Below are 23,473 nucleotides of genomic sequence, written 5' to 3'. Positions count from 1 at the left end.
AGCGGAAATTTTGTCAAACATCAGAGTCACCCAACTATAACAAGGGGTTAGCGCGGGGATGCAAAGCCAGATCACAAAAACAGGGCCGTTGGAAACTGGCGCGTTACTGCGCCAATTGGTAGCCGACGGCATTATTGATGCGAGTAGCGCTAAGCGCTTGCGTATTAGCCCGCCGCGCAATGGCGACAAAATTCAGCATGTACTCAATTATATCGTTAGTGAGCAACTGGCTGATTTGTCGCGGCACGGTCGCACGTTGAACATGGATACGCTGCTGGAGTGGCTGGCGGGCCACTGCGGTCAAGAAGCCATGCGCATAGACCCCTTGAAAATCGACGTACCGGCGGTGACCGAGGTGATGTCCTTTGCCTTTGCCCAGCGTCACCGGATCTTGGCGGTGGCCGTTAATGCGAAAGAAGTGGTGGTCGCTGGTGGTGAGCCCTTTGTCACAGCATGGGAAAGCGATTTACAGCAGGTGTTGCGGCGTCCTATTCGGCGGGTACTTGCCGACCCCGAGGCTATAGACCGCTTCACCGTTGAGTTTTACAGCCTCGCCAAGTCGGTGCGGGGCGCCAGCGGCGACAATAGTCGGCGCGGCAATGCCAGCAATAACCTTGAGCAATTGTTGGAAATTAGTAACTTAAAAGACCTCGATGCCAACGACGGCCATGTGGTGAATATTGTCGACTGGTTGCTGCAATACGCCTACGACCAGCGCGCGAGTGATATTCACATTGAGCCGCGCCGCGAGCAGGGTAACGTCCGTTTCCGTATCGACGGTGTGCTCTACAATGTTTACGAACTCCCTGCCACGGTACTAACTGCCGTAGTAAGTCGCCTAAAAATACTTGGCCGTATGGACGTTGCCGAGAAACGCCGCCCTCAAGACGGTCGCCTCAAAACCAAGAATCCTGGCGGCGCCGAAATTGAATTGCGGCTGTCGACCCTGCCCACCGCCTTTGGCGAAAAAATGGTAATGCGCATCTTTGATCCAGAAGTATTGCTGCGCAGCTTTGACGAGCTTGGCCTCCGCGGCGAAGATCGCCAGCGCTGGGACGGCATGATTCGCTCCGCTCACGGTATTGTTTTAGTCACCGGCCCCACTGGCTCGGGTAAAACCACCACCCTGTATTCTAGCCTCAAGCAAATTGCGACCTCTGAGGTGAATGTCTGCACCATTGAAGACCCCATCGAAATGGTTGAAGACGCCTTTAACCAAATGCAGGTGCAGCACAATATTAATCTGGATTTTGCCGGTGGCGTGCGGGCGTTGCTACGCCAAGACCCAGACATCATCATGATCGGTGAGATTCGCGATTTAGAAACCGCCGAAATGGCGATTCAGGCCGCGCTTACTGGTCACCTGGTGATCTCGACGCTACACACCAACGACGCGCCGTCGGCAGTGACTCGCTTACTGGAGCTGGGTGTACCTGCCTACCTGATTCGCGCTACCGTACTTGGGGTGATGGCTCAGCGCTTGGTGCGGACCTTGTGCCCTCATTGCAAAGAGGCCACTACGCTGAATGAAACCGAGTGGACAACCTTAACCACGCCGTGGAAGGTCGCGCCGCCCAAGCAGGTATTCCACGCGCCGGGTTGTTTGGAGTGTCGGAATACCGGCTTCCATGGCCGCCAAGGTATTTACGAAATTTTGCCGATGGAGGGTTCTATCCAAAGTGCCATTGGCGACGATATCGAACTGGATAATCTGCGCCGCTTGGCCATGAAAAACGGTATGCGCACCCTGCGTCTCAGTGGCGCTCAAAAGGTTGCCAGAGGCGAAACGACCATTGCGGAGGTGTTGCGCGTTGCGCCACCAGTGCAAACCCAGTAAGCCACTGCTGCAAAACTAATAAGGAGAGAAGGCTAGGCGATATGACATCAGTAGAGAGTTTGGCACTACAGGATGGCGAACTGCCCGCCGCACTCATCGCAGAAGTTGAACAGCGCTGGCAGAGCCTGCTCGAGCACTGTGACAGCGAGCAGGCGCAATGGTATCAGGGCTTTGCCAACTCGGCGCGGCGCATTGAGCTATTGCAAGCACTGGCCTGCAGTCACACCTTATTTGAGTTCTGCGTTCGCCACCCAGACTGCTTGCCCAGTCTGGACACGGCAGGCTTGTTGGAAAATAGCATAGCGCCAGCGCGTTGGCGGGCAGAGTTAAGTGCGGCCTGCGCCCGGTGTGAAAATGCCGATGATCTCGCACAGATACTGCGCCAGTTTCGTAACCGGCACTGGCTGCGCATTGTGTGGCGCGACCTTAATCGCCTGGCGACAATGGAAGAGACTGTTGCCGATTTATCCCACTTGGCAGAGGCCTGTGTGGATGTGGCGCTGGATTTCTTACATCGTCAGCTGTGCGCTGAGCGCGGCGAGCCGCAGTCTAAAGCGGGTGAGCCCCAGCAACTGGTGGTGATTGCCATGGGCAAATTAGGGGCTGGCGAGCTGAATTTGTCTTCAGATATCGATCTTATCTTTGCCTATCCTGAAGCCGGTGAGACCGTGGGCGCGGCGCGCAGCGTGGATAATCAGGAATTCTTTATTCGCCTAGGGCAGCGCCTCATTAAAGCGCTAGATACCCGCACCGCCGATGGCTTTGTGTTTAGAGTGGATATGCGCCTGCGGCCATACGGCCAGAGCGGGCCATTGGTAATTAGCTTTGATGCCTTAGAAGAATACTACCAAGACCAAGGCCGCGACTGGGAGCGCTACGCGCTCATTAAAGCGCGCTGTATCGCCGGTGACCGCGCGGCGGGTGCGCAGCTTTTAGAGCAGCTGCGGCCCTTTGTGTATCGCCGCTATTTGGATTTTTCTGCTATTGAATCCCTGCGGGAAATGAAGAGCATGATCCAGCGCGAAGTGCTGCGTCGCCAGTTGCAGGACAATATCAAATTGGGCGCTGGCGGGATTCGAGAGATAGAGTTCATTGCCCAATGCTTTCAGCTGATTCGTGGCGGACAGGAAGTCGCTTTGCAAGCCTTGGAGTTGCAGACAATTTTACGGGAGTTGGCGGCGCAACAGTATTTACCGACCGAAGTGGTTGCTGAGTTAATCGAGGCCTATCGCTTTTTACGCAATACCGAACACGCTATTCAGGCTTGGCGAGACCAGCAAACCCAGCAATTGCCACACAGCGATGGCGAGCGTTGTGCTTTGGCTTTAGCGATGGGCTTTAAGGGGGACTGGGCGGCCTTTGCGGCGGCATTAACTGAACACAGAAGCAGGGTAAGCCGCTGTTTTGCCAATGTTATTGCGCCGGTGGAAACCGAGGTTGAGCGTCCCCACCTCAGTCATCAGCGCTGGCGCTCGATGCTTGATGATCTTGACCAAGATGAGGTGCGCGCCACCCTTGAGGAGGCGGGCTTTGACGCAGCAGAAGAGGCGGCACGCTTATTGGTTGCCTTGCTTAACGGCGCCAGTGTGCAGCGTATGCAGGGTCGCGGCCGCGACCGGCTGTACGGCTTGCTGCCGTTATTATTAGAAGATTTGTGTGGGGTATCGGCGCCAACGGCAACGCTACTGCGACTGATCCCCTTAATTGAAGCGGTTCTGCGCCGCACCGCCTACTTGGTTTTACTTATCGAGAACCCCGGTGCACGGGGGCGCTTGGTTGAACTTTGTGACGCTAGCCCGTGGATTGCACGTCAGCTCGCCGCTCACCCAGTGTTACTCGATGAGCTACTTGATGCCCGCAGCCTGTATTCCATGCCCGACCAAGACGGCTTGGCGAGCGAGTTGCGGCAGCGCCTCTTGCGTATCGAAGGTGACGATCTAGAAGCGCAAATGGAAGCGCTGCGCTATTTCCGGCTCGCCCATGTTTTGCGCGGTGCAGCCTCAGAGGTCACCGATAGCCTCCCCTTAATGAAAGTGAGTGATTATCTCACCGCAATTGCCGAAGTGGTCTTGGCGGCGGTGCTCGATATCGCCTGGCAGAATTTGCTCGATAAACACGGAAGCCCGGTTCCCGATGGCGATGACCGTCGCCACTTTGTGGTGCTGGGCTACGGCAAGCTTGGCGGCCTCGAATTAAGTTACGGCTCAGACCTAGATTTGGTGTTTCTCCATGACTTACCCACAACGGCAGTGACCGATGGCGAGCGCTCGGTGGATGCAGGCACGTTTTTTACTCGCCTAGGGCAGCGCATTATTCATATTCTTACCGCCACCACGCGACTCGGCGCCCTCTATGAGGTGGACATGCGGCTGCGGCCCTCGGGTAATTCGGGCTTGTTGGTGTCGTCTTTTACCGCGTTTAGCGATTATCAGCAAAATCAGGCTTGGACATGGGAGCATCAGGCCTTAGTGCGGGTGAGGGCGGTTGCTGGCGATGGGATTTTGGCAGAAAAATTTGCTGATTTGCGCCGCCAAACCCTGTGTAAAAACCGGCCACAAGCGGCGCTGGCCAAGGAAGTGATCGCCATGCGCCAGAAAATGCGGGATCACTTGCTGCTCGGGGTAAATAAAAATACTGAATTTGACCTTAAACAAGGCGAGGGAGGTATCGTTGATATTGAATTTATGGTGCAATATGCCGTTTTAGCATGGTCACATCAGCACCCACCGCTTACACACTACACTGATAACATTCGCATACTGGAATCGCTGAATAATAACGGTCTGATTTCGAGTGCGGATACCCAGGCACTGATCGACGCTTACAAGGCGTTTCGAAGTCAGGCGCATCGCCTTAGCTTACAAGAGCAAAAGGGGCGGATAGCCATTGCGGCATTGGGCGCAGAGCGGAAAAATGTCAGTCGACTCTGGCAGCAACTGATGTTGTCTACGTAATTTTATTTTTTGCTTGCCCGCTTTTTTTGAGGAGTAACACGCGATGTCCATGGCTGATCGTGATGGCCTGATTTGGTTTGACGGCGAAATGGTTCCTTGGCGCGACGCCAAAGTCCACGTATTAACCCACACCCTGCACTATGGCATGGGCGTGTTTGAAGGCGTACGCGCCTATAAAACAGAAGATCGCGGCACCTGCATTTTCCGTATGCAAGAGCACACAGACCGTCTGTTCCGCTCTGCGCATATTATGCGTATGGAAATGACCGCGACCAAAGAACAGATCAACGAAGCTCAGCGCGCGGTAGTGCGTGAAAACGGCCTAGAAGAAGCCTACCTGCGGCCAATGTGTTTTTACGGCTCCGAGGGCATGGGCCTGCGCGCCGATAACCTAAAGATGCATGTGATTGTTGCCGCCTGGGATTGGCCTAGCTACATGAGCCCAGACGCGCGGGATAACGGCATTAAAGTACGCTGCTCCTCTTATACTCGCCACCACGTCAATATTTCCATGTGCAAAGCGAAAGCCAACGGTCACTACATCAATTCGATGCTAGCCCTGCGCGAAGCGCTAGACAGCGGCTGTGAAGAAGCCCTGTTGCTGGACAACGAAGGCTATGTTGCCGAAGGCAGCGGTGAGAACGTTTTTCTTGTTCGCAACGGTAAGATTTTTACTCCCGAGCTGACCAGCTGCTTAGATGGCATTACCCGTAATACCATTTTTGAATTTGCTAAAGAGCTGGGTCTGGAAGTCTCTGAGAAGCGTATTACCCGCGACGAAGTCTATGTGGCAGATGAAGCCTTCTTTACCGGCACGGCGGCAGAAGTATTGCCAATTCGCGAGCTGGATGGCCGAATAATTGGTGCCGGTAAGCGTGGCCCGATCACCACCCAGCTGCAAACCATGTACTTCGACCAAGTTAAGGGTCGCCGTCAGCAATTCCCCGAGTGGTCTACCCCCGTTCGATAATGACGACTATATACTGAGCCCCCGCAACGCGGGGCTCAGTTCGCCATTCAAACTACTCAATATACCGGCACTCGCCGCGAATAATGATTTCATTCAACACGGCATATTTGTCGGTAATCGTATAGCCTTTCGGGCAGTACTCTTTTAATCGTGGGTCTTGCTTTAACAGGTAGTCGGCGCGTTTTAACTGCGCTTCTTCGCTTTCTTTTGGGTCAATGTTTTGAGTCTGGCTGCCATTGGCGCGCTGGGTGATGGGGCGTGGCTTTTCCCTAAATAAGGGCAGAAGATAGCGAAATAGGCGAATGTCATCGCCTTTGATCGTGGTGTCAAACAAGCCTATTTCTTTGCCACTGCGACCGTTGCTGGCGCAGCCCGTTAAAATAATTAAGGCAACGAGGGTCATTTTTTTATAGTGGGGTAATGCTGTTATACGCATTGCTATCAAGGTCTCTGCAAGGGGGTTGGGGGCCTGCGGCGAGTGTAACATGACAAAGTCTTAATGCCAGATACAGCGGCTGTGGGGCATCGCGAGTGGATTTATGGGCATGCCATGGTTAGAATCCTGTTACTAGATTGCGGCATTCTTCGATGAGATGGGTCATATAGGGTTAAATGGCTCTCTGTGTCTCCTGGCTAGGCTGTTGAAAAGCCGTTCTGTTAGCGCTGAAGAATTCCTCGGTTTCATAAAAACGAATAACAGCGATCCTGGATATGGCGTCAACACCCACAGCAGCTACTTCAACTAAACCGGCATTTAAAGCCAAGGTCATTCCACTGGATGACGCCCGTCCTCGGCGTGCACTCAAAGTGTGTTTGCTTGGTTACCGCAGCGCGCCCTATGGTGGCGGCCAAGGTATTTACCTTAAATACCTTAGCAAAGCCTTAGTTGAGGCCGGACACACGGTAGATGTGATCTCAGGTCAGCCCTACCCGCATCTTGACCCTAGAGTAAACCTGATCAAGATGCCCGGCATGAACCTCTTTGAAACTGGCCTTGGCTCGATTCGTCCCCATCACTTGCGTTCCATGACCAATATCATTGAGTGGAGCGGTAAGCTGACAGGTGCTTTTTCTGAACCTTACTGTTTTGGTCGGCGGGTGGTTAAATACCTCAAAAAGCATGGCCGTCACTACGATATTATTCATGACAATCAATGCCTTAGTTACGGCATGCTAGAATTGCAAAAGCGCAATTTCCCGTTTATTACCACCATCCATCACCCGATTACCAGTGACCTTAGCATCGCCTTGAAAGCGGCTAAAAATTGGCGGGAACGGCTACTCATTCGGCGCTGGCACAGCTTTTTAATCATGCAGCGCCAGGTCGCTCGCCAGCTTCACCATGTGGTAACGGTTTCGGAACGCTCTCGGCAAGACATCGCGGTGGCCTTTGATATGCAGCCCGCCGGTATTAGCGTAGTGCTTAACGGCATTGATACTGAAGAGTTTCGCCCTCTGCCGAATACGGTAAAAAACCCGAACAGGGTGATGGCCGCGGTATCTTCTGATCAACCGCTGAAAGGCATGCGTTACTTGCTAGAAGGCGTTGCCAAGGTATTGCCTAAGTACCCCGATTTAGAGCTACTACTGGTTGGTCAGCCTAAAGAGGGCGGCGAGAGCAGCGCACTAATTAAAGACCTGGGTTTGAGCAAGCATATTCGCTGTGTTAGTGGCATTAGCACCGAGGACTTAGTGGGCTTTTACAACGAAGCCTCGGTGGTCATTGTGCCTTCGGTGTATGAAGGCTTTGGTTTGCCCGCGGGGGAGGCCATGGCGTGTGGCACCGCAGTCATTTCCACCGATGGGGGCGCATTACCCGAGGTGGTTGGCGACGCGGCAATTCAAGTGCCCGTGCGTGATAGTAGCGCGATTGCCGAGGCGCTAGATGCTCTGTTGGCGTCGCCCGCCAAGCGTGAACAATTAGCGGCTGCAGGGCGTCAGCGTATAGAAGAATTGTTTTGCTGGCGGCGTGCCGCCCAACAAATGACAAATTATTATTGGCAGGTGTTACAACGTGAAAACAGTTGATTTCCGTCATTTCCACCTGAATCGTGGCGATAAAGTATTAGATTTGGGCTGCGGCGAAGGTCGCCATGTGATCTCGGCCTATGTTGAAGGTGAGATAACGGCTATTGGTGTAGACCTATGCCTAAAGGATTTGCAAACAGCGCAAACTCGCTTTACTGACTTTAATGAGGCCAATAATGAGCACAAGGCATTTGGCTTAGCCAATGCCGACGCCTTGAAGCTCCCTTTTGCCGACAATAGTTTTGATAAAGTGATTTGCTCAGAGGTACTTGAGCACATTCCTGATTACGCGGCAGTGCTCAAAGAAATTGAACGTATTCTCAAACCCGGCGGCTTGTTCTGCGCGAGCGTTCCCCGCGCGTGGCCTGAGCAAATATGTTGGGCTTTGAGTGAGGCTTACCATAAAGTTGAGGGTGGCCATTTACGCATTTTTAAAGCTAGCGAGCTGCGTAAACAAATACAAAACTTAGGTTTTCGCTTTTACCGTCGGCATTGGGCACATGCTTTGCATTCCCCTTACTGGTGGCTGAAGTGCGCATTTTGGGACCGCCAAGATAGCAATCCATTGATTAAACAATATCACCGCTTTCTAGTTTGGGATTTAATGGACAGACCGTTGTTCACCCGCACCCTAGAAGCGAGCCTCAACCCGGTACTCGGTAAGTCGGTGGTGATGTACTTTGAAAAGGCGAGCCCGGCATGAGTGGTTTATTTTTAAGTAAGGGACTATTTCCCCAGGAATTTTTCCGGCCGACAGTCGAATTTTTAGTACGCGCTCAACAGCAAGACGGCAGTATTCCGTGGTTTGCGGGTGGTCATGCTGACCCCTGGGATCACGTAGAATCGGCGATGGGCCTGAGTATTGGCGGTGAGTTTGAGGCTGCCGAAAATGCCTACCGCTGGCTTAAAAATACTCAGCTTGAAGATGGCAGCTGGTGGGCCGCCTACCGCGATGGCGAAGTCGACAATCATGAGCGCCGCGAAACCAATTTTGTTGCCTATATTGCCACTGGCGTTTGGCACCATTTTTTGATTAGTGAAAACCAAGGGTTTTTGCGAGAAATGTGGCCCTGTGTTCAGGGGGCTATTGAGTTTGTACTGGCCCAGCAGTCTCCTCACGGCGAGATTAACTGGGCGGTAAACGCCGATGGTGAAGCCATGTGCGACGCCTTGGTTACCGGCTGCTCCTCCATCTATAAAAGTTTAGAGTGCGCCGTGAATATTTCGGTGCAAGTTGGCTCGCCGCGACCAATCTGGCGTGACGCGCGACAGGCATTGGGCGAGGCGCTACGTAAAAAGCCAGAGCGTTTTGACCGTACCTGGGAGAGCAAATCGCGCTATTCCATGGATTGGTTTTACCCCGTGTTAACCGGCGCAATACCGCCTGCCAAGGCGAGCGCCCACCTGCAAAAGCGCTGGGGCGACTTTGTCGAGCCAGGTCTAGGGTGCCGCTGCGTCTCAGATGAGCCTTGGGTTACTGTCGCGGAGTCTTGCGAGCTAACCATGGCGCTATTGGCGGCAGGGGATCACGCCCGCGCTGTAACGGTGTACAGCTGGTTACATCAATGGCGCGAGAGCAACGGCGAGTACTGGACGGGTTACCAATTTGCTGAAGACTTGCTGTGGCCAGACGAGCGACCAACCTGGACGGCTGCTGCAATTCTACTGGCGGCGGATGCGCTAACAGAATACACCGCTGCGCATCGCTTATTTAAAGAAGTGTGTATGTTGGATGTTGATGCGGCAAAAATTTTGCCAGAAAGAAGCCGAGCACAGTCTTTATAAACATAAGCCTGTTGGCTCACTTTGCCGCGGAATTGCTGTCGCGGCGAAGCTCCGTTCTTTTTTAGCCTAGTCTCGCGTCAATATTCGCTTAGCTGAGAGTCTTCTCGGCTGAGTGATTGCGATGCCGCCTTTTTACCGTTCATCCTGCCAGCGTCACATCTGCCCTTGCGGTGAAGTCCGACCGCGTGAGGTCTTCGAGCGCGCCTATTCGGTGCGCTCTTTATCTTCGTTTGCCGCTAGCTCTATGGCCAATTGCCGCGACACGGTGTGTGGCGAATTGCTATGGCGCGCCAATAGCCGGTAGGCCATCGGGATGACAAACAAGGTGAGTAGGGTAGCGCTGCTAACCCCAAACACCACCACAATCCCAATTGCGTAGCGGGACTCACTGCCAGCACCAAACGACAGCAATAAGGGCACAGCACCAATTACCGTGGTGATGGCGGTCATCGCAATGGGCCGCAGGCGCTGCTGGGCAGATTGAATAATCGCAGTGTCAAAATCCAAGCCCTGATCCCGCAACTGGTTCGCAAACTCCACCAGCAATATGCCATTTTTGGCGGCCAAGCCCACCAACATAATCAGCGCTATTTGACTGTATATGTTTAAGGTTTGGCCAAACAAATACAGGCCCAGCAAGGCACCGGCAACGGCTAAAGGCACGCTCAGCAAAATAATAAAGGGGTGAATAAAACTTTCAAATTGGGCTGCCAGCACCAAGTAAACAATTAATAGCGACAGCGCAAAGGTGAAATATATGCTGCCTCCGGCGTCGCGGTAGTCTAAGGACTCGCCTTTGTAATCAACTACCGCCTCAGGAAACTTCTCGGCAACAAGATTCTCCAGATAAGTCAGCGCTTCGCCAAGTGAATAGCCGTCGGCTAAGTTGGCGTCTATGGTAATCGCTCGCACGCGGTTATAGCGATTCAGCACCGCGGCGTCGCCGCGCTCCTGAATAGTCACCAAGTTGCCAAGGGGGATTAGCGCATCTGTGGTGGTAGACCGCACATAGATATTACTGAGGTCTTCAGGGCTGCGCTGGGTCTCTGGCTCGCCTTCGAGGATCACGTCGTACTCTTCACCGGCCATCATAAAGGTGGTTACCCGCCGGGAGCCGAGCAGGGTTTCGAGGCTGCGGTTGATCTCGCTGGCGTCTACACCAAGTGCGGCGGCGCGGTCGCGGTTAATTGTTACCGCAAGCTGGGGCTTGGTTTCGCGGTAGTCGCTGTCGATGCCAAGCAAGCCAGGATTGGTGCGCGCCTCGGCAATAAGTTGGTCGCGCCATTGCGCTAGCTCTTGGTAATTGCTGCCGCCGAGCACGAACTCGACTGGTTTACTAAAGCCGCCACCGAGAGACTGAGGAGTAACCGGAAAAACACTTAAACCGCTAAAGCCAGCAAGGCGCTGCCTAATTTCGCCGACTATTGCCGATACCGGAGGGCGCTCCTCCCAAGGGGCGAGCACCATAATACCTACGCCTTCATTATAGGTATCTGCGCCACCGCGGCCACCGGGCGCACGGAGCAAAAAGCGCTTTATTACGCCGCTGTCGACCATGGGCATTAGTCGCGATTCGACTTCAGCCATTTGCGTGGTGGTGAAATTAAAGGAGCTGCCCTCGGGGGCGCGAATCATCATAAACACCACGCCGCGATCTTCTTTGGGCGCGAATTCAGCGGGTACTTTTTCTAACAGAAACAGGCAGCCGCCAATAGTCATTGCCAGTAGCACGGCCGATATAATCGGTCGCTTCATGCTGCGGCCGAGCAGTTTGCCGTAGCGGCTTTCCATGCGGTGTAGCAGCGACTCTACAAAATTGGCAAGGCCGCCGTGCATGGCGTCGCGATTTAATACACGTGCACAAATCACCGGCGACAGCGTTAAGGCCACAAGGCTAGAAAACATGACGGCCACGGCCATGGCAACCGCGAACTCGCCAAACAGACGGCCCACGTCGCCCTCTAAAAAACTGATCGGCACAAAAACGGCGACCAGTACTGCCGTGGTCGCGATAACCGCAAAACCGACTTGGCGGCTGCCGCGATAAGCCGCAACCAGTGGCGGCTCGCCATTTAGCAGGCGGCGATGAATATTTTCTAAAACAACAATGCTGTCATCTACAACCAAGCCAATGGCTAATACCAGCGCCAATAAGGTCAGTAAATTAACGGTGTAACCCAGGGCGTACAGCACCGTAAAGGTGGCAATAAGCGATACCGGCACCGTAATTGCCGGTACCAACATGGCGCGGAAATCACCAAGGAATAAAAATATCACCAGCACCACCAACCCGGCGGCAATAAATAAGGTGCTATAAACTTCGCCAATGGCGCTGGCGATAAACACCGAGCTGTCATAGCTGGAATGCAGGCCCACGCCGTCGGGCAGGGATTTACGAACAAACGTGGCTTCTTTGTGCACCGCCTCGGCAACCGCAAGGGTATTCGACACGCTCTGCTTAACAATGCCCACGCCGACCATGGGTACACCATTGCCGCGGAACATATTGCGGTATTCGGCGGCGCCCAACTCGACGCGAGCAACCTCGCTAAGGCGCAATAAATTACCGTTGGTTTCGCGTTTAATAACCAGGTTTTCAAAGTCACTGGGGCTGAGGTAGTGGCGGTTTATTTTAACCACAAAGTCGCGGTCTACCGATTTAAGCGTACCGGCGGGCAGCTCGACGTTCTCGCGCCGCAAACTGCTTTCGACATCGGCCACCGTGAGCTGGCGGGCGGCGAGGGCCTCGCGGTTTAACCAGATCCGCATGGCGTATTCGGGGCCGCCGCTAATCCGCACCGAGGCAACGCCATCAATCACCGCAAAACGGTCAACAATATAGCGTTGGGCGTAGTCGGCCAACTCAAGGGTGGTGTGGTTCTCTGAGGTGAGATTTAGCCACATAATCACCTGTTCATCGGCGTCGGCTTTGCGCACCTCTGGCGGCTCGGCCTCTTCCGGTAGGCTGGCCAGTGAGCCAGAAACACGGTCGCGAACATCGTTGGCGGCGGCGTCTATGTCGCGATTTAGAGAAAACTCAATATTGATCGACGAAAAGCCATCGCGGCTACTGGACTCAATAGTCTCGATGCCCTCAATACCGGCAATGCGATCCTCAATCACCTGAGTAATACGCGACTCCACCACCTCGGCAGAGGCACCGGTATAGACCGTGCGTATCGACACAATGGGCGGGTCAATGTCGGGGTATTCCCGCAGCGGCAAACGCTCAAAGGCCAATAAGCCAAATGCCAATAATAATAAGCTAATAACAACGGCAAAAACCGGCCGCTTTATGGCGGTATCAGAGAGCAACATGGTTTATTTGTTTCCCTGTGGGGCAACAGCCATACCGGCTTGCAGATTGCCAATGCCCTCGTAAATTAACTGCTCACCGGCGCTGAGGCCGCTGCGAATTTCCACAAAACCGGGTTTGCGAACGCCCAACTCAACTTGGCGCTGCTCGGCCTTGCCGTCGCTTAACAACCACACATAATGGTGTAACTGCTCGCTCAGCAATGCCGATTCCGGAATGAGAATGCCCTCGCGCTCAGATGTAATTAACACGACCTGCATCAACATGCCGGGTTTAAGGTGGCCATCGGCGTTGGGGATAAGCGCCCTGACCTTCAGGCTGCGTTTGATCGGATCTATGCGGCTGTCGATGGCGGAAATATGGCCAGAAAAATCTTCATTTAGCGCGTCGCTGCGGGCAATAATTTCCTGACCCAGCGCCAGCGCCTTAAGGTTCAGGCTGGGAATATAAAAGTCCAAGCGCATCACACTCAAATCATCCAGACTGGTAATGCGGGTGCCAGGGCTGAGCAGGGCGCCGGGGCTGAGTTCCCGCAAACCTACCACGCCGCTAAAGGGCGCGCGGATGCTGCGTTCATTTAGCAATGCAGAAATTTCAGCAATCTTGCTCTCGGCGCGCAGCTTAGAGGTTTGGCGTTGATCATATTCGGTTTGCGCGGCAGATTGCTTGGCCAATAAGCCTTTCAGGCGCTGCAGCTCACGCTCGTGCTCTGCCAAATCGGCGCGGGCAGATTTAAGCTGGGCGGCTTCTTCGGCTTGCTCTAAGGTCACCAGCAAATCACCGGATTTCACGGTTTGGCCGTCGTCAAAATGCAGGCTTTGGATCTTCTCTGTCACACTGCTACTGATATCCACCGACTCCCGCGCCAGCAAACTGCCCAAGGCCTGTAAGCGCGTTTGTATGAGCTCAGTTTTTAGGGTTTGCACCTTCACCGGCGTTGGCGGGCGGCCCTTCGGCGCAGCAGCCTCGGGCGCGGGCTGGCAAGCCAGTATGCTAAGGCTAAGAAGGCACACGGAAGAGTAAGACAGAATCGATCTAAAACTATGGCTGTAATTAGCACCGAACATCGGTGAACTTCTCCCTTTAATGGTGCGCAGGCGCGAATAAATGATGCAAATAACGCAAAATGCCCTGCCGCGCATAAATCCTGCGGTAGCCCGTTAATGTAACGGTTGAGGTGGTAATTTTCAAAGCTAAATAAGAATTATTTTCAATAACTTGGGGCGGGCAGTAGCGTGCCTGTGTTCGCAATTTTCTAAGCACGCGGTTATTGTCGCCTAGTAAAAATTAATGCTGCTCAGAATCAATCAAGTGCTTGCTCAAAAGCAGGCGGCACATTATTGTTATTTATATCGTTATACTGGCGTACAAGTAGGTACACCCGCATCGACCAAAGGAATGGTGAAGCACTCATGTCGACAAGCCCTGCCAATTACTGCCTGCCTACGCAGCATAGTTTTCTTTCCGCTCCAGTTAAGTGCTTTGGCCAGCGTAATAAGAAAGGCCTTCCTACGCCAAAATTAAATATATTGAAAAACAATAAGTTGCTGTGCGGCACTTTGAGTATTAAAAAATTAAAAGGCCGCGTTCTAATAATTATTAATGAGGCCGGTGGCCTCATTAACAGACTGTTAGAAGTATTGAGATATGAGTGAAATTGAATTTTTGTGTTTTAATCAAGTGAATCCAGAAGACTTCATGGCAGTCGTCAATGAGGATTCTCTGAGAACACATTTAATCGATCATCCATATTTTGATGCAGCCAGCCTTCAAGAGTGGATGGGAGATAAAATTAAAGTGGATGCGATAGAGGGTTGTCGTATTCGGGCAGTTTATATAGGTGGGGTTTTAGCTGGTTGGTGTGGAATTCAGCCAGATGATAATGGTTTTGAATTAGCTGTTGTTATCTCACAAAAATTCTGGGGTTTTGGCATTCCAATTTTTAAAGTGCTCATGTGTTGGGCAAATGAGTTAGGGCATAAAGAAATACTATTTCATTTACTTGAAAGTAGGCCTGAGTACAAGGCATTAAATAAAATGGCCACTAAAGTTCATAAAACAGAACAATTAGGTCGGTATTTTACAACTTACCATATTCCAGTAGGTAAATAATGAGCGAAAAAACTTCTAACAAGTGCGTGCACGGGATGTCAAAAAGCTGCGCTTTTCGCCACCCGTGACGCAGGCGTTAAGAGCAAGGAGAATATCAAGTAATGGCAAGTCTAGCCAACAGATGGGCAGGCCGTTTATACGGCACTAACACAGGTAATGTTTTTCTTGATCTATCTCAGGATGATCAAAATATATCTGGTCGATTAAGGATAATGGATTCAATTTTTGGTGTTTCAATCTACGAATACACCGGAACAATAGATGAGGAAATTGTACTTAATTGTACGCCATCTCAGACTGTTGAGGGGGTTGAGCTGGGAGAAGTAGTCGTAAGAGGTCGTCTAACGCAACAAGGTAATATTCGAGGTGAATGGGAGTCTACAATTGGTACGGCGGGCACATTTGAAATTCACCCTCATGATATAAATTCATCTGACCCCAGTGCAAAAGACACTAATCCCGAGCAAATACACAACAAAACAGTTCAGTTGGGCTCAATACGTCTTTTTAAGGACGATGTGGTTCAATTAGTAGACTTCCTTAAGAAGGACTTTAGTAACGGTAGGGTTATAGTAACTTACTCGCAACGGGGAAGTGAGCTTACTAAGTATGCTGACGATTTTCTTGGACAGTTAGATGGCATTGTTCAATTGAATTACATTAAGCTTGTGATTCAAGAGCCGGAAGCTCATGGCATCAATCGCGTTATTGTCGTTGAGCTTGTAGCCAACGGAAATAGTGAAATCCGTGTTTCCGGTATTAATGAGTCATGGGTTCTTGGGAAAGCGGAGTCAATTTTACAAACCTTAAAACCAAAGCAAAATTCCTTAGTCACAACATATAGAAAGTATGGTCTCAATTTAAATGGGGCAATATTCATTGCTATGTTAATCGCAATACCCGACATTGAAGGGTGGAAAAGTAGAGCCGTATTCGTAATTTCAGTATTCTTGTTACTTAACTTTCTACTGTTTATTCACAACAAATTTATACCTAATACAGCAATATACCTTGAGCAGGTCAAGCCCAGCTTCTTTAAGCGAGCTTGGCCGAGCATGCTATCTTGGTTTATAGCGGTCAGTAGCTCAGTTATTGCGGCAATTATTTTCTCAATACTCAAGAGCGGAAGCTCTTAACAAAGCAAGCAAGAAGGACGCGCTAAAGCGCGCCTCTTCTTGCGGCGTTATGCATTGGTAGAAGCGTGAACTATGCTCACAAATAATGACCTTAAAAAGCTTGCTGAGATCAGGCTGGAAGACTCGATACTGCTGCTCCGAAGCGGGAAGGCATCATCAGCCTACTATTTGGCAGGTTACTCTATTGAACTGGCTATAAAGGCGTGTGCTGCAAAGCTCTTCCAAAACAACACCATTCCGGACAAAAGTTTAGTGAATGCCCTATATTCACACAGCCTAGAGCAGCTTATGGCCTCTTCTGGCCTCCTGCCGGAACTAAAAAGTGCTATAAATGATGATTCTATATTTGGTGCCAATTGGGGTGTTGTCACAAAGTGGAATGAATCAAGCCGTTACGAAATTTGGGATCCGATGGCAGCAGCATCACTCATCGGGGCAATCGCGGAACCAGACCACGGAGTATTTCCATGGGTGAAAAACCATTGGTAGAGGGTCTTATCGAAGACGCTATTGAGTTAGTTAAAGACCTCGACTCATCAGGAGATAATCCCGGCTTGGTTGTATGGTATTACTACGAAGACGCTGGAGATTGGCGACTAGTTTTGGCAGGAAAAGGTTTTGATAAATATTTGCCAAAGCAGGAAGCCTTAGCCTACCAAAAAGTATCGGAGGCGATTTCAAAGTGCTCCCTTCAGTCTCTTCCTATATCGCTCGTTAAGCTTGTTCGTACTGATGATGCTCTCCCCGGCGCCATTGGCTTCCTTATCGGTACGCCGCCCGATGGCTTCATGCAAGCAAGTTTTACCGATACAACCATAAATGGAATCTTTATCAAAGAAATGTTGATTATTCGGTCAGCACTGAGAAATGCATAACAATAGTAGGCTGTCGGACAAATTACTCGCTGCGCTCGCAATTTGCCGCAGCTACTGGCGTTAGGCAATCCACAAAATCATCAGCGTTTTACAGGGAAAAATGTGAGCGGAACAAATAGAGCAAAATTAACATTTCTAGAGCTGATTATTCCTCCTATCTCGAATCAAGAGGCTGTTTGGTTTAAAGATGAGCCTTTTGCCGAGTATATGCGGCAAAGCGACTTCTACATGATCGGAGGAAAGGCTAAATCAAAATTTGTTAATGTTCGCGCGAGTGAAGGTAATGATCAAATTCTCTTTGACATTGTTGTAGGCGATGAATGCAAAACCAGCGGAGTCATTAACATACAGCAATTGAAGCCTGTAATTGATTTCGAAGGCGATAATTTTGGTGTCGGGTGTGGAGAAGAAGCGATCGAGTTTTTCTATGAGAGAAGCGGAGAAAACATCCTAATAGCTAGATTCACACCAGAAAACATCCTTTGGTATCGCTCTAGGCAAGAGCAGGGTATATCAGGTTTGGACAACTATGCCGATGTGATGGTATATGACTTGCTCTATGTCGGCATAGCTAAAAAAGGCGATAGCTATGATCGCCTAATTGCAAAAGGCCATCACGCTCGTCAGGAGATACTGTCCAATGAACCTCAGCGATATCCTGGTGCTAGGGTTACAGACGAAATATTTCTTTTCCTATTTCGACCTGAACCCTTGTTTGTCACTTCATTTGGCGCAGATAGCGAAATAGATTTAGATTTTGGCTACGATCACAAGAAGATTGTCGCTGATGCTGAAAAAGCATTTGTAAGCTTGCTTCAACCAAACTACAACACGGTTAGGTTCAAGCAGTATCCAAGGGGAGCCGACGGGTTATATAGCTCTAAACTTGACAGGTATGGTTACTCTATAGGAGAAGCCATTACCTTTAACACTCCTCATGGTCAGATCAAAGGTGGTCGGAACGGGGATCTAGGTGGACTAAGCAATAAGGCGGATTTTATATCTGTGGATAAAGAGTCGGCCAAGCTCTTTATTTCTGGCGTTGATTTTCCCAATGATGAACCCAATGCCTAACAAACGGCTGCACCGGACAAATTTCCGCTGTCACCTTTTTTGCGCTTCGCAGCAAAAAAAGCCGCCATCAAAAATTAGCTCGGTGAGCCGGGCGTTATATTTTCCGAGTGAATTATGGATAATTGTAAAGGTTGTGGAGAAAAATATGACTATACAGATCGTGAAAACCTTGTTTCATTTGGAATAGTAAGCAATACCACAAGATGCCCTAATTGTGGTCATGAACATAGAACAGATTACTTATCCGCAGTAATAGTGGCAGCGTCTTTTGGTTTAATAGTTTATGCACTGTTCTTGCTAATAAGCACTGGCGGTGGTGATATTTATAAAAATACAAAGGAGTTATCAATACTTGCTATAGGCGTTATAGGTGTGTTTTTGGGGTTTAAATCAATAAAGTTAATAAGTAGCAATGAAACATAACAAAGCCATCAACCACCGCCACTTCGTGGCTGGATAGCCTAATGCCTGCTTCGCATAGGGCCGCCTCAAATGCGAGCGTTATGCGTTTTGCCCAATGGAAGATATCCATCATTTAATACGGAGAATTAAATGAACGCAGATATTATTACGAGTGCCGCACATGCTAGTCATGCAGGCCACGTATCGTTTCCAGAGTTTGTAGGAGTACTTATTGAGCAAGGCGTAGAGTATTACTACGTTAATTTCATTGCTTTGAAAACTTCTTTTTACAGTAGCGAAGGGAGTGCCGTTTCTGTGCCATTACCATTCGAGAGTTTGCCAGCTGTTTCGGCAGACTTTGATGCACGTGGTTTGAAGGCTGCTATTGTAGATAGTCAGAATAATAGCCAGTCTTACCGGCAGTTTTCGGAGCGTGCTATGCAATCTGGCGTACTAGGCTATTTTGCATTTTTACGTGGTAAGCGTGTTATATACATTGGTCGTCAAGGTGATCAGCACATTGAGTGGTTTCCTGGTGCAAACCCATAAAGCACCTAACAAACTGCTGCACGCGAATATTTTACTTTGTGGCAATATAGCGGAGCCAAATGCGGGTAAAAAGTAATGAGCTACGACGACTTTAATGATTTTTGTCGTGGGTTGCCAGCCAGTACCTACAGCCTTCAGTGGGGTGGTTCTCATGTGTGGAAAGTGGGGGCAAAGGTGTTTGCTGTTGGTGGCTGGCAAAAATCGGGACAAATGGGCTTCACGTTTAAAGCGTCAGACAATAATTATGAAATATTAAAAGAAGAACCGGGATACCGACCCGCGCCGTACTTGGCCTCTCGGGGGCTGAAATGGATACAGCAATGCGAGGTGTTTGAAAACTCAGAAGAGCAATTAAAATACTATTTAGCTGAGTCTCACCGCATTGTGTCTTTAGGCTTGAGTAAAAAAATGCAGCGAGAGCTGGGGCTTAATCAGGATTAGTCCTCGTTTCTGCATTGCGTCCGATTTGCCCTTATTTCTTTGGGTGGTCTAACAAATAGCGATTGTTATTGTCTTAAAATTGCTTTCTTTGGCCGTTTTCTCGCCGTCGTCTACATCACTAGTCGCGAGTTGTTGTGTTGATATCATTAAATTCTTGAGTAGCTAGCACATGGTCGTTTTATTGACGCGTATCACAATTATTGGTTTGTTCATGCTTGCGGTGGGCTGTACTACGGTTCAGCAAAACGACAGTAGTCATTGGCTTGGGTTTACGGAGTCTGGTGTGGCGTCTTTTTATGCTGATAAATATCAAAGTCGTAAAACAGCGAGTGGTGAACCGTATAAGCACGAGCTTAACACCGCGGCGCATAGAACATTGCCCTTTGGGTCCAATGTGAAAGTCACCAATATCAGTAATAGTAAAAGCGTGGTGGTTAGAATTAATGATCGTGGGCCTTTTGTGAAAGGCCGTATTGTTGATCTTTCAAAGTCGGCCTTTGACGCGATAGGCAATACGTATTCTGGTTTGATTGAGGTCGAGATTGAAGTGATACCATCGCGTTAATGTAGGGCGGTAACTGTTGGGCGAGTGCGATGCGTGCCAGGGTATTACGGTGAGTTTAGAGCAGGCAACCACCGAGAGACGTGTTTAATGTCAGTATCTCGGTGGTTATCTATATTAGCCGCGCAAATTAAGCCGCGCTAGCGCGCGCTCAGCCGCAGCCAGTACTTGCTTAGGTGCGGTGCCGCCAATGTGATCTCGGGCATTCACAGAGCCTTCTAGGGTCAGCACATCAAACACGTCGTGTTCAATATCGGTGCTAAAGGTCTGCAATTCCGCGAGGCTCATTTCTGAGAGGTCTTTGTTCTCAGCAATGCCGTAAGCGACTGATTTACCAACGACTTCGTGGGCGTCGCGGAAGGGCAGGCCCTTGCGCACCAAGTAGTCGGCGAGGTCGGTGGCGGTAGAGAAGCCGCGCATGGCTGCTTCGCGGGTTACGTCGCCGTTGACGGTTATTGCAGGCACCATATCGGCGTAAGCTTTTAGGCAGTCTTTCACGGTGTCGATAATATCGAACAAGGGTTCTTTGTCTTCTTGGTTGTCTTTGTTGTAGGCCAGCGGCTGTGACTTCATTAGGGTTAACAAACTGACCAAATGACCGTTCACGCGGCCGACTTTGCCGCGAATGAGTTCGGGCACGTCGGGGTTTTTCTTCTGGGGCATTATTGAAGAGCCGGTGCAGAAGCGGTCGGGCAGTTCAATAAACTTGAACTGAGCTGAGGTCCACAGCACCAGCTCTTCGCTGAAGCGCGACATGTGGGTCATCAACAGGCTGGCAGCGGCGGCGAATTCAATGGCAAAGTCACGGTCGCTTACTGAATCTAGCGAGTTTTCGGTGGGGCGGTCAAAACCCAGTAACTCGGCGCTGTAGTGGCGGTCGATGGGGTAGGTGGTGCCGGCCAGTGCTGCGGCGCCCAGCGGGCATTGGTTGAGACGCGCTGCGCAGTCTTGAAAACGGCTGTAGTCGCGCTCTAGCATTTCATTCCACGCCAGCATGTGGTGGCCAAAGGTAACGGGCTGGGCGGTTTGCAGGTGGGTGAAACCCGGCATAATGGTGTGCGCTTCGCGGGTGGCGAGGGTAATTAAACCCTGCTGCAGGCGGCTGAGCTCGGTTACGATTAAGGCTAATTCGTCGCGCAAATACAGACGAATATCGGTGGCAACTTGGTCGTTGCGCGAGCGGCCGGTGTGCAGCTTTTTGCCGGTGATGCCGATTTTGTCGGTGAGCCGCGCTTCAATATTCATGTGCACGTCTTCAAGGCTTACTGACCACTCAAAGCGACCACTGAGGATTTCAGCGCGAATCTCTTCTAAGCCTTCTTGAATTTTGCTGAGTTCGTCGGTGGTGAGTACGCCGACTTTGGCGAGCATGGCCGCGTGGGCTAGCGAGCCGTTGATGTCGTGGTGGTAAAGGCGCTGATCGAAGCTGACAGAGGCCGTAAAACGCTCTACGAACTGGTCAGTTGCCTCGGTAAAGCGGCCGCCCCAGGGTTTGATGCTTGGATCTTTGTCACTCATTGCGCAGTTGTTCCTGTATTGCTTGGCTGTAGGGCTTGCTCCCGTTGACGTGAACAGGTGATCTACAGACGCCTATAAAGGCGCCATTATAGCAGTTTTGCGTCTGACCGCCTGCGATCGAGCTTGTAATAAAATTGTCATATCCCGTCGCCATACTGTTTTTCCGTAAAATTGAGCCATTACGCAAGGAAGAACAATGAACGACGTCAGTTCCCCCCGCGCCAAATTAGTGGAAATGCTTTGGCAGTTAAAGCTGAGCTATGACAAGCAGGGCGATAAGGGCGTGCGTTATATCCATTTTAATACCTTGTTAAACGATCCGGCTTACCGCAAAGAGTTAATTGAGCAGGCGGCGGTGAGCAGCAATGCCGAAATTCGTGAGCTGGGTCTTGGCCTGCGCCGAATCAACATCAATACCGCATTAACTCAGGGGCGTCACGATCGTCGAGTGGCCGCCATGAATCCAGATATTGCTGAAACCATTGGCTTTAAGCAGCTTGGCGCGCCCGCAAAACCCCTGCGCAAATGGTTGTTGATTGCAGGGGTGCTTTTGCTTGGCGGCGTAGTCGGTGCGGCTTTATTTAGTGACGACTTAAAAAGCGTGTATAGCGGCAGCAAAGTAGTGAGTGGCTCTCTGCATGGGGAGCAGCTTTGGACGAGTGATAAAACCTGGGTGCTAGAAGGTATTGTGTATGTTGAGGCCGGTGCGCGGCTGGTGATTGAAGCCGGCACAGTGGTAAAAGGGCGGGAGGGCAGTGCCTTATTGATTACCCGCGACGCCTCTATTCTTGCGCGCGGCACAGCAGCTAAGCCAATTGTCTTCACGAGTGCGGTAGCGGCAGGTAAACGCCGCGCTGGCGACTGGGGCGGTCTGGTGATGTTGGGTAATGCGCCGGTCAATACCGCTGACGCGCAAATTGAAGGTCTCGATGCTGGCGACACGCGGGGCATGTTTGGCGGCGTCGACGCCAGTGACAATTGCGGGGTGCTGGAATATGCCCGTATTGAGTTTGCCGGTTACGAGGTTTACGCCAATAACGAATTAAATGGTTTGACCTTGGGCGGTTGCGGCAGCAAGACCATTGTCCGCAATGTGCAGGTGCACCGCGCCTTAGACGACGGCATCGAGATCTTTGGTGGCAACGTAGACCTTCGCCATATTTTGATTACCGGCGCCGCCGATGACTCCCTAGACTGGGATATGGGCTGGACGGGCCGCGTGCAGTTTTTGCAAGTTCAGCAATACCCCAGCGTGGGCGATAACGCCTTTGAGGCAGATAACGATGAAATTAATCACGAGGCTGGGCCGGTGTCGCAGCCCACGTTTTACAATGTCACCTTGCAGAGTATGAAGAGCAGTGAGCGTCATCAGCGCGCCATGACGTTGCGCCGTGGCACGGGCGGGCATTTTTACAATATGGTGATCGACGGCTTTTCAGGCGAGGCCATTGATATTAAAGACCGCAGCACGGTGGCACGCATCGAGCAGGGACTACTGAGCTTTGGCGGTTTGTTTATTGCCGATATTGGCCAAGGTGGCCGCAGTTATTTTGCCGCTGAGGCTGGCGATCAAGATGACGACGGTGGCTTTGATGAGGCCGCGTATTTTGCGAAGACTGCTGAACTGGGTAATAGCCCCCAATTTGTTCAACGCTTGCGCAGCGAGACCGACCACGACTTCAGTCTTGCGGCCAGCTCGCCAGCCCGAAACCATGCACAGGCAATTCCTCAGGGCGAATTTTGGGACGAAGCGGCAAACTATCGCGGCGCATTTCGACCAGGGGTGAATGTGATGTGGACCGATGGTTGGACTGACTACCCAATTAACTGATTGTATACGCACTCTTTTTTGAATATGCGCTCCGCGTTTTGCCTGCTATGCTCAGAGCTTACTAAGCTTAATTTTTGACATAG

General features: G+C 51.0%; 20 protein-coding genes. 16 read left to right on the top strand and 4 right to left on the bottom strand.

Annotated elements, in window-relative coordinates:
- The first annotated feature begins 58 nt into the window (after nt 1-58).
- The 3 genes from tfpB to AZF00_RS17610 are packed head-to-tail and all read left to right on the top strand — an operon-like array spanning nt 59 to nt 5,761.
- Nucleotides 59-1,837, top strand: a complete 1,779-nt coding sequence (gene tfpB / locus AZF00_RS17620; RefSeq protein WP_008252715.1) for a type IV pilus assembly ATPase TfpB — start codon at nt 59-61, stop codon at nt 1,835-1,837.
- Nucleotides 1,838-1,878: 41 nt separating this feature from the next.
- The gene (glnE, locus tag AZF00_RS17615) at nt 1,879-4,791 is read left to right on the top strand and encodes a bifunctional [glutamate--ammonia ligase]-adenylyl-L-tyrosine phosphorylase/[glutamate--ammonia-ligase] adenylyltransferase (RefSeq protein ID WP_062384488.1); all 2,913 of its coding nucleotides are present in this window, start codon (nt 1,879-1,881) and stop codon (nt 4,789-4,791) included.
- A gap of 43 nt (nt 4,792-4,834) precedes the next feature.
- Nucleotides 4,835-5,761 (top strand): branched-chain amino acid transaminase, encoded by a 927-nt coding sequence (locus AZF00_RS17610; RefSeq protein WP_008252713.1) that lies wholly within the window; start codon nt 4,835-4,837, stop codon nt 5,759-5,761.
- Nucleotides 5,762-5,813: 52 nt separating this feature from the next.
- On the opposite strand, the gene AZF00_RS17605 is transcribed toward AZF00_RS17610, so the two are convergent.
- Nucleotides 5,814-6,248: a hypothetical protein gene (locus tag AZF00_RS17605; protein ID WP_008252712.1), complete on the bottom strand. Its 435-nt coding sequence runs from the start codon at nt 6,246-6,248 to the stop codon at nt 5,814-5,816.
- Between the two features lie 224 nt (nt 6,249-6,472).
- Between AZF00_RS17605 and AZF00_RS17600 the strand changes: the two genes are divergently transcribed.
- The 3 genes from AZF00_RS17600 to AZF00_RS17590 are packed head-to-tail and all read left to right on the top strand — an operon-like array spanning nt 6,473 to nt 9,574.
- Nucleotides 6,473-7,789 (top strand): glycosyltransferase family 4 protein, encoded by a 1,317-nt coding sequence (locus tag AZF00_RS17600; protein WP_008252711.1) that lies wholly within the window; start codon nt 6,473-6,475, stop codon nt 7,787-7,789.
- Nucleotides 7,776-8,492: a class I SAM-dependent methyltransferase gene (locus tag AZF00_RS17595; RefSeq protein WP_062384484.1), complete on the top strand. Its 717-nt coding sequence runs from the start codon at nt 7,776-7,778 to the stop codon at nt 8,490-8,492. The genes AZF00_RS17600 and AZF00_RS17595 overlap by 14 nt, the downstream gene beginning before the upstream one ends.
- Nucleotides 8,489-9,574, top strand: a complete 1,086-nt coding sequence (locus AZF00_RS17590; protein ID WP_008252707.1) for a prenyltransferase/squalene oxidase repeat-containing protein — start codon at nt 8,489-8,491, stop codon at nt 9,572-9,574. The genes AZF00_RS17595 and AZF00_RS17590 overlap by 4 nt, the downstream gene beginning before the upstream one ends.
- A 204-nt stretch (nt 9,575-9,778) precedes the next feature.
- Here the strand turns inward: AZF00_RS17590 and AZF00_RS17585 are convergent, their stop codons facing one another.
- Together AZF00_RS17585 and AZF00_RS17580 are read right to left on the bottom strand one after the other, a co-directional pair.
- Complete coding sequence (locus AZF00_RS17585; protein WP_062384482.1) at nt 9,779-12,892, bottom strand: efflux RND transporter permease subunit; 3,114 nt, start codon at nt 12,890-12,892, stop codon at nt 9,779-9,781.
- A gap of 3 nt (nt 12,893-12,895) precedes the next feature.
- Nucleotides 12,896-13,957: an efflux RND transporter periplasmic adaptor subunit gene (locus AZF00_RS17580; protein WP_062384480.1), complete on the bottom strand. Its 1,062-nt coding sequence runs from the start codon at nt 13,955-13,957 to the stop codon at nt 12,896-12,898.
- Between the two features lie 580 nt (nt 13,958-14,537).
- On the opposite strand from AZF00_RS17580, the gene AZF00_RS17565 reads away from it, so the two are divergent.
- The 9 genes from AZF00_RS17565 (at nt 14,538) to AZF00_RS17530 (ending at nt 20,044) form a co-directional block, all read left to right on the top strand.
- Entirely contained in the window at nt 14,538-15,002 is a 465-nt protein-coding gene (locus AZF00_RS17565) for a hypothetical protein (RefSeq protein ID WP_062383255.1), read from the top strand.
- 101 nt (nt 15,003-15,103) lie between these two features.
- The gene (locus tag AZF00_RS17560; protein WP_062384472.1) at nt 15,104-16,138 is read left to right on the top strand and encodes a hypothetical protein; all 1,035 of its coding nucleotides are present in this window, start codon (nt 15,104-15,106) and stop codon (nt 16,136-16,138) included.
- 72 nt (nt 16,139-16,210) lie between these two features.
- The gene (locus AZF00_RS17555) at nt 16,211-16,627 is read left to right on the top strand and encodes a HEPN domain-containing protein (protein ID WP_062384469.1); all 417 of its coding nucleotides are present in this window, start codon (nt 16,211-16,213) and stop codon (nt 16,625-16,627) included.
- The gene (locus AZF00_RS17550) at nt 16,606-17,013 is read left to right on the top strand and encodes a hypothetical protein (RefSeq protein WP_062384466.1); all 408 of its coding nucleotides are present in this window, start codon (nt 16,606-16,608) and stop codon (nt 17,011-17,013) included. The genes AZF00_RS17555 and AZF00_RS17550 overlap by 22 nt, the downstream gene beginning before the upstream one ends.
- A gap of 42 nt (nt 17,014-17,055) precedes the next feature.
- On the top strand, nt 17,056-18,087 hold the full coding sequence (locus tag AZF00_RS17545) for a hypothetical protein (protein ID WP_197465683.1): 1,032 nt from the start codon (nt 17,056-17,058) through the stop codon (nt 18,085-18,087).
- 114 nt (nt 18,088-18,201) lie between these two features.
- Nucleotides 18,202-18,510, top strand: a complete 309-nt coding sequence (locus tag AZF00_RS19385) for a hypothetical protein (protein WP_156474875.1) — start codon at nt 18,202-18,204, stop codon at nt 18,508-18,510.
- Nucleotides 18,511-18,639: 129 nt separating this feature from the next.
- Nucleotides 18,640-19,038, top strand: a complete 399-nt coding sequence (locus AZF00_RS17540; protein ID WP_062384459.1) for a DUF1398 family protein — start codon at nt 18,640-18,642, stop codon at nt 19,036-19,038.
- Between the two features lie 75 nt (nt 19,039-19,113).
- The gene (locus AZF00_RS17535) at nt 19,114-19,479 is read left to right on the top strand and encodes an MmcQ/YjbR family DNA-binding protein (protein ID WP_062384455.1); all 366 of its coding nucleotides are present in this window, start codon (nt 19,114-19,116) and stop codon (nt 19,477-19,479) included.
- Between the two features lie 169 nt (nt 19,480-19,648).
- Nucleotides 19,649-20,044: a septal ring lytic transglycosylase RlpA family protein gene (locus tag AZF00_RS17530; protein ID WP_062384451.1), complete on the top strand. Its 396-nt coding sequence runs from the start codon at nt 19,649-19,651 to the stop codon at nt 20,042-20,044.
- A gap of 114 nt (nt 20,045-20,158) precedes the next feature.
- On the opposite strand, the gene argH is transcribed toward AZF00_RS17530, so the two are convergent.
- A complete protein-coding gene (argH, locus tag AZF00_RS17525) occupies nt 20,159-21,559 on the bottom strand; it encodes an argininosuccinate lyase (RefSeq protein WP_062384448.1) in 1,401 nt (466 codons plus the stop codon).
- Nucleotides 21,560-21,755: 196 nt separating this feature from the next.
- On the opposite strand from argH, the gene AZF00_RS17520 reads away from it, so the two are divergent.
- Nucleotides 21,756-23,390 (top strand): beta-helix domain-containing protein, encoded by a 1,635-nt coding sequence (locus tag AZF00_RS17520; RefSeq protein WP_062384447.1) that lies wholly within the window; start codon nt 21,756-21,758, stop codon nt 23,388-23,390.
- The last annotated feature ends 83 nt before the right edge of the window (nt 23,391-23,473 follow it).

The organism is Zhongshania aliphaticivorans (assembly GCF_001586255.1).
GTDB lineage: Bacteria > Pseudomonadota > Gammaproteobacteria > Pseudomonadales > Spongiibacteraceae > Spongiibacter > Spongiibacter aliphaticivorans.
Note: the sequence above shows the minus strand (reverse complement) of the source record. Positions and strands in the feature narration are given on the sequence as shown.